The following is an 11,326-nucleotide window of genomic DNA, read 5'->3' on the forward strand; positions in this document are numbered from 1 at the left end:
CGATCGGACTGTTCTTCCCGCCCACCGGCGCGGGGGCGCTCTGGCTGTTCGTGTTCTACGCGCTGGTGACCTGGGGGTGGACGGCGCTCTCCCTGCCCTACTGGGCGTGGGGGGCGGAGCTTTCGGAGGATTATGCCGAGCGGCAGCGGATCACCAGCCTGCGCGAGGGCGGCACCATTCTCGGCATCCTGATCTCGGCGCTGGCGCCGGTGCTGCTCGGCATCACCTCGCATGTCGGGCAGGCCCATCTGCTCGCGCTGCTGACGATCGGGCTGGCGGGGCCGGCCGTGGCGCTCGCGCTGATCGCCGTGCCGGACCCGAAGCCGGCGCGCGGCGCCGCGCCGCCGGCGGGGCTTGGTGACGCGCTGCGGCTGATCGGCGGCAATGCGCCGTTCCGGCGGCTGATCCTCGCCTGGGCGGTGAACGGGCTGGCGAACGGCCTGCCGGCGGCGCTGATCCTGATCGTGTTCGACAAGGTGCTGCACGCGCCCGATGCCTCGGGGCCGATCCTGCTGGTCTATTTCGCGGCCGGGGTCGCCTCGGTGCCGCTATGGCTGGCGCTCTCGGTGCGGGCGGGGAAGCACCGTGCCTGGACGATCGCGATGGCGGTCTCGGGCCTGGCCTTCGCCTTCGTGCCGTCCATCCTGCGCACGGCGCATCCGCTCATCTGGTTCGGCGTGATCAGCCTGTTCACCGGCGCCGGGCTGGGGGCGGATTTCACCATTCCGCCGGCGATCCAGGCGGATGTCGTCGATGTCGACGAGCTGGCGAGCGGGGAGCGGCGGGCCGGACTGTATTTCGCCGCGGCGACGATGGCGCAGAAGGCCGGCAACGCGCTGGCGCCGGGGATTGCCTTTTCGCTGCTGGGGCTTGTCGGATTTTCGACCCACGGCCGGAACGGCGCCATGCAGATCACGCTTCTTCTCCTGCTGTATTGCGGCGTGCCCTCGGCGCTGAAGATCGCCGCCGCCGCGATCATGCGGCGCTTCCCGATCGACCGCGCGGCGCAGGAGGATCTCCGCGCGGCGATCGCGGCGCGGGCATGACGGTGCTTCTCCCCCCCGGCGCGAAACTCCGCGTGGTGGGCGACGTGCACGGCGATTCCACTGCCTTCGCCGCCGCCTGCGCCACGGAGCGCTTCATCGTCCAGCTCGGCGACCTCGTCGATGACGGGCCGGACACGCCGGGCGCGCTGCGGCTGATGTTCGGCCGGCTCGATGCGGGGCGCGGCCTCTTCCTGCTCGGCAATCACGACTACAAGCTCGCCCGCGCCCTGCGCGGCGACAGCGTGCAGGTGGGCGAGGCGCTGGCCGCGACGATCGCCTCGCTCGATCCGGCGACGGCGGCGCGGGCGGTCGAGGAGATCGGCCGGGCGCCGGCCTGGCTCGTCGCCGGGCGGGTGGTATTCGTGCATGGCGGGTTCGATCCGGCGATGCTGTTCATCCCGCCGCGGACGATGGCGGACAAGCGCGACCGGCTGCTCGCCCGCGCCCTCTACGGCCAGACCACCGGGCGGGTGACCGGCATGGGCAAGCCCGAGCGCGTGCTCGACTGGGTGCACCGGATTCCCGAGGGCGTGACGGTGTATTGCGGGCACGACCAGCGCAGCACCAACGGCCAGCCGCTGACCCTGGAAGGACGCGCCGGAGGGCGGGCGATCATGATGGATACCGGGGCCGGCAAGGGCGGACACCTGTCCTGGCTGGACATCGATCTGCCCTGATGTCCTGAACGCGGAACGAAATGTCCCGATCTCCTGCACGGAGATCGGGACACGGGAAATTTAGTTCATCCGACGGAACGTCAGATGTGCAGCGCCCGCCCGTCGACCGCCAGCGCCGCTTCCTTCACCGCCTCGTTGAGCGAGGGATGGGCGTGGCTGGTGCGCGCGACATCCTCGGCCGAGGCGCCGAACTCGATCGCCAGCACCAGCTCGGCGATGATCGTGCCGGCATCCGGCCCGATGATGTGGGCGCCGAGCAGCTTGTCGGTCGTCTTGTCCGAGAGGAGTTTCACGAAACCGTCGGTATCGCCCATGGCGCGGGCGCGGCCATTCGCCGTGAACGGGAATTTGCCGACCTTGTAGGCGACGCCTTCGGCTTTCAGCTCTTCCTCGGTCTTGCCGACGGAGGCGACTTCCGGCCAGGTGTAGACCACGCCGGGGATGGCGCCGTAGTTCACATGGCCCGCCTGACCGGCCAGCAGCTCGGCGAGGGCGACGCCCTCTTCCTCGGCCTTGTGGGCGAGCATCGGCCCGGCGATGACGTCGCCGATCGCGTAGATGCCGGGGACGCTGGTGGTGTAGTGGCCATTCGTCTTGACCCGGCCGCGCTCGTCGGTCGCCACACCCACCGCGTCGAGCCCGAGCCCTTCGGTATGGGCGCGGCGGCCGATCGCGACGAGCACGACATCCGCCTCCAGCGTTTCGGCGGCGCCGCCCTTGGCGGGTTCGAGCGTGAGGGTGACGCCCTTGGCGGTCTTCGCCGCACCGGTGACCTTGGTGCCGAGCTTGAACTTCATGCCGAGCTTGCCGAGGGTTTTCTGGAAGGCGGTGGCGACCTCGCCATCCATCGTCGGCACCAGCCGGTCGAGGAACTCGACCACGGTGACCTCGGCGCCGAGGCGGCGCCAGACGCTGCCGAGTTCGAGGCCGATATAGCCGCCGCCGATCACCACGAGATGCTTCGGCACGCTCTCCAGCGCGATGGCGCCGGTGGAGGTGACGATCTGCGTCTCGTCGACCTCGACGCCGGGGAGCGGCACGCTCTCGCTTCCGGTGGCGATGACGATGTGTCTCGCGCCGTATTCCTTGCCGTCCACCACGATCGTGTTGGCGGATTTGAACGACGCGGCGCCCTTGAGCCAGGTGACCTTGTTCTTCTTGAACAGGAACTCGACGCCCTTGGTGTTGGCGCCGACGACCTCGTCCTTGTGGCCCATCATCTTGCCGAGATCGAAGGACACGTTCTCGGCGGAGACGCCGTGGCGGGCGAAGCCGTGCAGGAGCTCGTGGTAGTTCTCGGAGGATTGCAGCAGCGCCTTGGAGGGGATGCAGCCCACATTGAGGCAGGTGCCGCCGAGGGTCGCGCGCTTTTCCACGCACGCGACCTTCATGCCGAGCTGGGCGGCGCGGATGGCGCAGACATAGCCGCCCGGACCGGCCCCGATGACGATGACGTCGAACTGATCGGCCATGATGCGCTCCTCAGATGTCCAGCAGCAGGCGGCGCGGATCCTCGATGCTCTCCTTCACCCGGACGAGGAAGGAGACCGCCTCGCGCCCGTCGATGATGCGGTGGTCGTAGGACAGCGCGAGATACATCATCGGCCGGATCTCGACCTTGCCGCCGACCGCCATCGGCCGGTCCTGGATCTTGTGCATGCCGAGAATGGCCGATTGCGGCGGATTGATGATCGGGGTCGACATCAGCGAGCCGAACACGCCGCCATTGGTGATGGAGAAGGAGCCGCCCGAAAGCTCGTCGAGCTTCAGCGCGCCGTCGCGGGCGCGCTTGCCGAAATCGGCGATCGCCCCCTCGATCTGCGGGAAGTTCATCTGGTCGGCGTCGCGCAGCACCGGCACCACCAGGCCCGAGGGGCTGGAGACGGCGATGCCCATGTTGACGAAGTTCTTGTAGACGATCTCGTCGCCGTCGATCTCGGCGTTGACCGCCGGGAACTCGCGCAGCGCGGCGATGCAGGCGCGAACGAAGAAGCTCATGAAGCCGAGCCGAATGCCCTTGTGCTTCTTCTCGAACACGTCCTTGTATTCGGCGCGGAGCGCCATCACCGGGCCCATGTCCACCTCGTTGAAGGTGGTGAGCATGGCGGCGGTGTTCTGCGCCTCCTTCAGCCGGGCGGCGATGGTCTTGCGCAGGCGGGTCATCTTCACCCGTTCCTCGCGCGCATCGGCGGCGCGCTGGGCCCTGGGTGCTGCCGGCGCCGGGGCGGCGGCCGGCTTCTCGATGAAGGCGAGCACGTCGCCCTTGGTGATGCGGCCGTCCTTGCCGGTGCCCTCGACCTGCGCGGCATCCACCTTCTGCTCGGTCATCATCTTCTGCGCGGCGGGCATCGGCGCGTGGCCGGTGCGGGCGACCGGGCCGGAGGGCGGCGGCGGCGGGTTGACGCCGGGCTGCGGATTGGCGGCCGGGCGGGCCTCCGCCGCGGGCTCGGCCTTTTTCGGCGCGGCGGCGGCACCGGTGCCGGCGCCGATCGTGCCCAGCAGGGCGCCGACCTCGACCTCGGCCCCCTCATCGGCGGCGATCGCCTCGATCGTGCCGGCCTCGGGCGCATTGACCTCGACGGTGACCTTGTCGGTCTCCAGCTCGACGATCGGCTCGTCCTGGGCGACGGTCTCGCCCACTTTCCTGATCCAGCGCGCGACGGTCGCGGTGGTCACGCTCTCGCCGAGGGTGGGAACCTTGATTTCGGTGCTCATGCTTCCTGCCTTTTGCTGTTCCTGCCCGCGCCTCAGACGCCGAGCGCTTCCCTGACCAGGGCCGCCTGTTCGGCGGCGTGAACCTTCGCAAGCCCCGTCGCCGGGCTCGCCGCGGCCTTGCGGCCGGCGAAGCGCGGGCGCGAGGCGGCCATCTTCGTCGCGGTGCATTCCAGCGCCGCCTCGATCCGGCGGTCAAGGAAATGCCAGTAGCCCATGTTCTCGGGCTCCTCCTGGCACCAGATCACCTCGGCGTTCACATAGGCCTCGATCGCGGTCTTCAACGCCTTCTTCGGGAAGGGGTAGAGCTGCTCGACCCGCACGATCGCGACATCGTCGATCCCGCGGTCGCGCCGCTCGGCGACCAGGTCGTAATAGACCTTGCCCGAGCAGAGCACGACGCGGCGGACCTTCTCGGGGGCGACCAGCGCATCGGTCTCGGGAATCACGGTGCGGAAGGCCGAGCCGTTGGTCATGTCCTCCAGCGTCGAGACCGCGAGCTTGTGCCGCAGCAGCGATTTCGGCGTCATGATGATCAGCGGCTTGCGGAAGTTCCGCTTCAGCTGGCGGCGCAGCGCGTGGAAATAGTTGGCCGGGGTGGTGATGTTGCACACCGCCATGTTGTTCTCGGCGCAGAGCTGCAGGAAGCGCTCGGGGCGGGCCGAGGAATGTTCCGGCCCCTGCCCTTCATAGCCGTGCGGCAGCAGCAGGGTCAGGCCGGACATGCGCAGCCACTTGCTCTCGCCGGCGGCGATGAACTGGTCGATGATGACCTGCGCGCCGTTGGCGAAGTCGCCGAACTGGCCTTCCCAGAGCACGAGGGTGCGCGGGTCGGCCAGCGAATAGCCGTATTCGAAGCCGAGCACGCCGGCCTCGGAGAGCAGCGAGTTGAAGATCTCGATGCGGGACTGCTCTTCGCCGATATTGTTGAGCGGGACGTATTCGTTCTGGCTGGTCTGGTCGATCAGCACGGCGTGGCGCTGGCTGAACGTGCCGCGCTGGCAGTCCTCGCCGGAGAGGCGGACGCGATGGCCCTCGAGCAGAAGCGAGCCGAAGGCGAGCGCCTCGCCGGTCGCCCAGTCGATCCCCTCGCCGGTGCGGATCATCTCGGCTTTGGCCTCGAGCTGGCGGGCGATCTTGGGGTTGACGTCGAAATCGTCGGGAACGCGGGCCAGCGCGTTGCCGATCCGGCGCAGCGTGTCCAGCGGGATGGCGGTGGGTTCCTCAGTCTCGCCCTCCTCGTCGCGCGCGGAGTTGAGGCCGGCCCAGTGGCCTTCCAGCCAGTCCGCCTTGTTCGGCTTGTAGCTGGCGGCGGCCTTGTAGGCCTCTTCCAGCGTGGCGACGAAATCCTTGTGGATCTGGTCGGACTCGGCGGTGCCGACCGCGCCCTCGGCGGCGAGGCGCTCGGCATAGAGGGTGCGGGTCGTCTTGCGACCGCGGATCGCCTGGTACATCAGCGGCTGGGTGAAGGCCGGCTCGTCGGTCTCGTTATGGCCGTGGCGGCGGTAGCAGACCAGGTCGATCACCACATCGACGCCGAATTCCTGGCGGAACTCGGTCGCGAGCTGGGCGACGAAGACCACCGCCTCGGGATCGTCGCCATTCACATGGAAAATGGGCGACTGCACGGATTTGGCGACATCGGTGCAGTAGAGGCCGGAATAGGCGTGGGCGGGCACGGTGGTGAAGCCGATCTGGTTGTTCACCACGATGTGGACCGTGCCGCCGGTGCGGTAGCCGATCAGCTGGCTCATCGCCAGGGTTTCATAGACGAGGCCCTGGCCGGCGAAGGCGGCGTCGCCATGCATCAGGATGCCCATGACCGAGCGGCGGCCGCGGGTGTCGCCCGCCATGTCCTGCCGGGCGCGGACCTTGCCGGCGACGACCGGATCCACCGCCTCGAGATGCGAGGGGTTCGGCTGCAGCGAGAGATGCACCTTGTTGCCGGCGATGACGAGGTCGGCCGAGGTGCCGAGATGGTATTTGACGTCGCCCGAGCCCTGCACCGCGTCCGGCTTGAAGCTCTCGCCGCCGAATTCGGAGAACACCGCGGTGAACGGCTTCTTGACGATGTTGACCAGCGTGTTGAGCCGGCCGCGATGCGGCATGCCGATCGCGATCTCGTTGACGCCGGCCCGCGCCGCCGTCTCGATGATCGCGTGCAGCGCGGGGATGGTGCTTTCGCCGCCCTCGAGCCCGAAGCGCTTGGTGCCGACATAGCGGCGCTGGCAGAAGGTCTCGAAGCCCTCCGCCTCGGTGAGCTGGGTGAGGACGCGGCGCTTGCCCTCCTTGTCGAGCGCGGTGCGCCAGGGCGCGCCCTCGACGCGGCGCTGGATCCAGGATTTCTGCTCGGGGTCCTGGATGTGCATGAACTCGACGCCGATCTTGCCGCAGTAGCTCTCGCGCAGGATGGCGATGATCTCGCGCATCGTCGCGGTCTCGCGGCCCAGCACCATGTCGATGAAGATCGGCCGGTCCATGTCGGCCTCGGTGAAGCCGTAGCTGGCCGGGTCGAGTTCCGGGTGGTGGCCGGGCTGGCGCAGGCCGAGCGGATCGAGATCGGCCTCCAGATGGCCGCGCACGCGATAGGCCCGGATGAACATCAGGGCACGGATCGAATCGATCGTGCCCTGTCTGGAAAGCGGCGCGCCCTTGCCCGCCTCGGCCGGCGCGGCCGGTCGTTCGAAGCTGATCGGTCGCGGCGCCCAGGAGGCGCCGGCCGCATCGCCCAGCACCGATCGCGCATCGTCGCCCAGCGCGGCGAACAGGCTGGCGAAATCCGGATCGACCGAATCGGGCGCCTCGACCCATTTCGCATAGAGGTTGGCGATGAACGCCGCGTTGCCGCCATTCATCGCCGTCGCAAGAATATCCACACCCGCCATCTCAGATGTCCCTCGGCCGTACTGGGCTCATGGAGTTCGCGCCGGCACTGAGCCGGCGCGCTGCAAAGTCAAGACCGTGACATAGTCCAATCGATCAGGCCGTTGCACCGTCAAGTCTCGGTTCTGGGATGCTTTCCTTGCATGAAGCCTCCCCGATCCATGACGAATGAACAAACCCGCCGACTCCTCGTTACGCGCGAAGCGCCTTGACCATGGTGCTGCCGAGCGATGCCGGACTGTCGGCCACATGGATGCCGGCCGCCTTCATCGCCTCGATCTTGGCCTGCGCGGTGTCGCGCCCGCCGGAAATCACGGCGCCGGCATGACCCATGCGCCGGCCCGGCGGCGCGGTGACGCCGGCGATGAACCCCACGGTGGGCTTCTTCACCTTGTTGCGCGCCAGGAACTCGGCCGCCTCGATCTCGCTCTGGCCGCCGATCTCGCCGATCATGATCAGTGCCTCGGTTTCATTATCGGCCAGAAACATTTCCAGAACGTCAACGAAGTCGAGCCCCTTCACCGGGTCGCCGCCGATGCCGACACAGCTCGACTGGCCGAGCCCGGCCGCCGTGGTCTGCGCCACCGCCTCGTAGGTCAGCGTGCCGGAGCGCGACACGATGCCGACCTTGCCGCGGCGGTGGATATGCCCCGGCATGATGCCGATCTTGCAGGCATCCGGCGTGATGACGCCCGGGCAGTTCGGCCCGACCAGGATCGATTTCGAGCCGGACAGCGCGCGGTGGACCTTCACCATGTCGAGCACCGGGATGCCCTCGGTGATGCAGACGATCAGCGGGATCTCGGCGTCGATCGCCTCGAGGATGGCGTCCGCCGCGAAGGGCGGCGGGACGTAGATCGCGCTCGCATCGGCGCCGGTCGCCTCGCGGGCCTCGGCCACGGTGTCGAACACCGGCAGGTCGAGATGGCGGGTGCCGCCCTTGCCCGGGGTGACGCCGCCCATGACCTTGGTGCCGTAGGCGATCGCCTGTTCGGAGTGGAAGGTGCCCTGCGCGCCGGTGAAGCCCTGGGTGATGACCTTGGTTTCGGCGTTGACGAGAATAGCCATTATGCGGCCTCCTTCACGGCGGCGACGATCTTCTGCGCCGCGTCAGCGAGATTGTCGGCCGCGATGATGGGCAGGCCGGATTTGGAGAGGATGTCCTTGCCGAGCTGCACGTTGGTGCCCTCGAGGCGGACGACCAGCGGCACCGAGAGCGAGACCTCGCGCGCCGCGGCGACCACGCCCTCGGCGATCACGTCGCAGCGCATGATGCCGCCGAAGATGTTGACCAGGATGCCTTCGACATTCGGGTCCGACAGGATGATCTTGAAGGCCGCGGTGACGCGCTCCTTGGTCGCCCCGCCGCCGACATCGAGGAAGTTCGCCGGCTCCGCGCCGTAGAGCTTGATGATGTCCATCGTCGCCATCGCGAGGCCGGCGCCGTTGACCATGCAGCCGATCGAGCCGTCCAGCGCCACGTAGTTCAGGCTGTGCTTGGCGGCCTCGAGTTCCTTCGGGTCTTCCTCGGCCTCGTCGCGCAGCTTCTCGAGATCGGGGTGACGGTAGAGCGCATTGTCGTCGAAGCTGACCTTGGCGTCGAGGGCGACCACCTCGCCGGCGCCGGTGACGACCAGCGGGTTGATCTCGACGATCGCGCAGTCGAGCGCGACGAAGGCCTTGTACATCGCGTTCACGAATTTCGCGAAGGCCTTCATCTGGGTGGCGTCGAGCCCGAGGCCGAAGCCGAGGCGGCGGGCGTGGAAGCCGGAGATGCCGCTCGCCGGATCGACCGCGACGCGGAGGATCTTCTCGGGATGCTTCTCGGCGACTTCCTCGATCTCCATGCCGCCCTCGGTCGAGGCCATGATGACGATCTCGGATTTCGCGCGGTCGACCAGCAGCGAGAGGTAGAGTTCGCGCTTGATGTCGCAGCCGGCCTCGACATAGACGCGGCGGACGACGCGGCCGGCCGGGCCGGTCTGCTTGGTCACCAGCGTGTTGCCCAGCATCGCCTCGGCGGCGGCGGCAACCTCCTCGGGCGACTTGGCGAGGCGGACACCGCCCTTGCCCTCCGGATCGTCCTTGAAATGGCCGGCGCCGCGGCCGCCGGCATGGATCTGCGACTTCACGACATAGACCGGGCCGGGGAGCTTGCGCGCCGCCTCGGCGGCCTCCTCGCCGGTCCAGGCGACGTGCCCGTCCAGCACCGCGACGCCATAGGACTTCAGCAGTTCCTTGGCCTGGCATTCATGTATGTTCATGGGGCCCCCATACGGTGATCACTCGCCTGTCACTCGAAACCCGGCGCCTTGCGCGCCGTCCGTCCCGGGCGGTTCCGTCGTCGTGCGGCCTAGACCAATGGCCGGAGCGGCGCAACCGCATCTCAGGTCAGATGCGCGAGGGCGAAATACGCCTCGCTGCGCATTTCCTCGAGGCGGGAGACGGTGCGCTCGAAGATCGCGACCCCCTCGCCCGAGGTATACAGTGCCGCGGGTTCCGCCGCGGCCGAGGCGTAGAGCTTCACCCGATGCTCGTAGAGCGCGTCGATCAGGGTGATGAAGCGCCGCGCCTCGTCGAAATTGTCCGGCGAAAGACGGGGAATGCCGTCGATCAGCACCGTGTCGTAATGGGTGGCGAGGGCGAGATAATCCCCCGAGCCGAGCGCCTGGGCGCAGAGGGCGGCGAAGTCGAACCGGGCGACGCCGCGCGCCGCGAGCGGCACGGCGAGCTTGCGGCCGAAGACCGTGAGCGCCTCCGCGCGCGGGGCGGCACCGCCGGTGAGTTCGGCGAACACATCATCGAGAGCGCGCTCGGCCCGGCCATCCGCCGGCACGTACCAGTTGCGCGCGCCGCGCACCCGCTCGCGCCGGTAGTCGCGCCCGCCATCGAGCACCATCACGTCGAGATGGCGCTTGAGCAGGGCGATGAAGGGGCGGAAGCTGTCATAGCCCGGCTTGTTGCGGTAGAGATCGTCCGGCAGCGTGTTGGAGGTGGCGACGACGACCACGGCGCGGGCGAACAGCGCCTCGAACAGCCGGGCCAGGATCATCGCATCGCCGATGTCGTGGACCTGGAACTCGTCGAAGCAGAGCAGCGCCGATTCGCCGGCGATGATGTCGGCGAGCGAGAGCACCGCATCGGCATCGGGCCGCTCGGCGCGCAGCCTGTGCAGCCTCGCATGGGCCTGCTGCATGAATTCGTGAAAATGCACCCGCCGCTTGCGCGGCACCTCGGCGGCGGCGAAGAACAGGTCCATCAGCATGGACTTGCCGCGGCCGACCTCGCCGACGAGATAGAGGCCCGAGGGATAGTCCTCCGGCACCTCGTCCACCCGCTTCTTGTTGAGCAGCCGGCCGAGCCAGCCATTGGGCGGCGCCTTCGGCTGCGGATCGTAGTCGCGCAGCCGGCCCCACAGCTCGTGCAGGCGCTCCGCCGCCCGGCGCTGGACCGGGTCCGGCAGGATGGTGCCGGCGTCGATCCGCGTCCGGTAGGCGGACATCACGCCACCGTCGGACCGTTCAGGTGCCTTCATCAGCATGAGCAGCGCCGGTAGCGCACTCCATGCGGCGGCGCAACATCCGGCCCTCGCTCAGGCCGGCACAAGCGCCTGCAGGCCGAAGGCAATGATTCCGAAAACCACCACGCTCGCGCCATAGATGATCGCGAACCACGCAAGCTTGCGCAATTTTTCATGGTTGCGCAGGGTGCGGTCCAGCCACGCGTCGAAATTCGCCAATACCATGCCGTTCCCTTTCCGGACTGCCGCCAGGGCGGGCCGGTCGCGGCTTTCCGTCCTGGCTGGTTGCGAATTGGGACGATCATCCGGCGGCGCAACCCCGTGCCGGCGCAGGCCTGCGCGGCGCCCCGTGTTGCCCGGCCGCGCGAAGGCGGTTATCCCCTTGGCGACCTGCCGCAATCACAGTCACGAGGATGGCGAATTTGTCGATCATGCGCCGCACCGCCCCGCTCGCCGCCGCACTCCTGCTCGCCGGATGCGGCCTGTCG

At 68.5% G+C, this 11,326-nt stretch carries 9 protein-coding genes; 2 read left to right on the forward strand and 7 right to left on the reverse strand.

What is annotated here, in order from left to right; translation table 11 throughout:
* Both APM_RS04885 and APM_RS04890 read left to right on the forward strand, forming a co-directional pair.
* Nucleotides 1-1,046 (forward strand): MFS transporter (locus tag APM_RS04885; RefSeq protein WP_007422244.1); only part of this gene is annotated, 1,046 nt, incomplete at its 5' end.
* A complete protein-coding gene (locus APM_RS04890; RefSeq protein WP_007422245.1) occupies nt 1,043-1,723 on the forward strand; it encodes a metallophosphoesterase in 681 nt (226 codons plus the stop codon). The genes APM_RS04885 and APM_RS04890, both read left to right, overlap by 4 nt.
* Before the next feature lie 80 nt (nt 1,724-1,803).
* Here APM_RS04890 and lpdA read toward each other — a convergent pair whose 3' ends face one another.
* From lpdA to APM_RS22315, 7 genes are all read right to left on the reverse strand, one after another.
* Entirely contained in the window at nt 1,804-3,195 is a 1,392-nt protein-coding gene (gene lpdA, locus APM_RS04895; protein WP_007422246.1) for a dihydrolipoyl dehydrogenase, read from the reverse strand.
* Nucleotides 3,196-3,205: 10 nt separating this feature from the next.
* Entirely contained in the window at nt 3,206-4,438 is a 1,233-nt protein-coding gene (odhB, locus tag APM_RS04900; protein ID WP_007422247.1) for a 2-oxoglutarate dehydrogenase complex dihydrolipoyllysine-residue succinyltransferase, read from the reverse strand.
* Nucleotides 4,439-4,470: 32 nt separating this feature from the next.
* Nucleotides 4,471-7,320, reverse strand: coding sequence for a 2-oxoglutarate dehydrogenase E1 component (locus APM_RS04905; RefSeq protein ID WP_007422248.1), 2,850 nt, complete (start codon nt 7,318-7,320; stop codon nt 4,471-4,473).
* A 190-nt stretch (nt 7,321-7,510) separates the two neighbouring features.
* Nucleotides 7,511-8,386 (reverse strand): succinate--CoA ligase subunit alpha, encoded by an 876-nt coding sequence (gene sucD / locus APM_RS04910; protein ID WP_007422249.1) that lies wholly within the window; start codon nt 8,384-8,386, stop codon nt 7,511-7,513.
* On the reverse strand, nt 8,386-9,582 hold the full coding sequence (sucC, locus tag APM_RS04915) for an ADP-forming succinate--CoA ligase subunit beta (protein ID WP_007422250.1): 1,197 nt from the start codon (nt 9,580-9,582) through the stop codon (nt 8,386-8,388). Before sucC ends, sucD begins: the two co-directional genes overlap by 1 nt.
* A gap of 122 nt (nt 9,583-9,704) precedes the next feature.
* Entirely contained in the window at nt 9,705-10,859 is a 1,155-nt protein-coding gene (gene zapE / locus APM_RS04920; RefSeq protein ID WP_007422251.1) for a cell division protein ZapE, read from the reverse strand.
* Nucleotides 10,860-10,910: 51 nt separating this feature from the next.
* Entirely contained in the window at nt 10,911-11,237 is a 327-nt protein-coding gene (locus APM_RS22315; protein ID WP_039887806.1) for a hypothetical protein, read from the reverse strand.
* Nucleotides 11,238-11,326 lie beyond the last annotated feature (89 nt).

It is taken from the genome of Acidiphilium sp. PM, assembly GCF_000219295.1.
Taxonomy (GTDB): domain Bacteria; phylum Pseudomonadota; class Alphaproteobacteria; order Acetobacterales; family Acetobacteraceae; genus Acidiphilium; species Acidiphilium multivorum.

Bases quoted from the DNA above. Each gene is read 5' to 3' on its own strand.
- APM_RS04890 (WP_007422245.1), top strand. From the start codon at position 1,043: ATGACGGTGCTTCTCCCCCCCGGCGCGAAACTCCGCGTGGTGGGCGAC.
- lpdA (WP_007422246.1), bottom strand. From the start codon at position 3,195: ATGGCCGATCAGTTCGACGTCATCGTCATCGGGGCCGGTCCGGGCGGC.
- odhB (WP_007422247.1), bottom strand. From the start codon at position 4,438: ATGAGCACCGAAATCAAGGTTCCCACCCTCGGCGAGAGCGTGACCACC.
- APM_RS04905 (WP_007422248.1), bottom strand. From the start codon at position 7,320: ATGGCGGGTGTGGATATTCTTGCGACGGCGATGAATGGCGGCAACGCG.
- sucD (WP_007422249.1), bottom strand. From the start codon at position 8,386: ATGGCTATTCTCGTCAACGCCGAAACCAAGGTCATCACCCAGGGCTTC.
- sucC (WP_007422250.1), bottom strand. From the start codon at position 9,582: ATGAACATACATGAATGCCAGGCCAAGGAACTGCTGAAGTCCTATGGC.
- zapE (WP_007422251.1), bottom strand. From the start codon at position 10,859: ATGCTGATGAAGGCACCTGAACGGTCCGACGGTGGCGTGATGTCCGCC.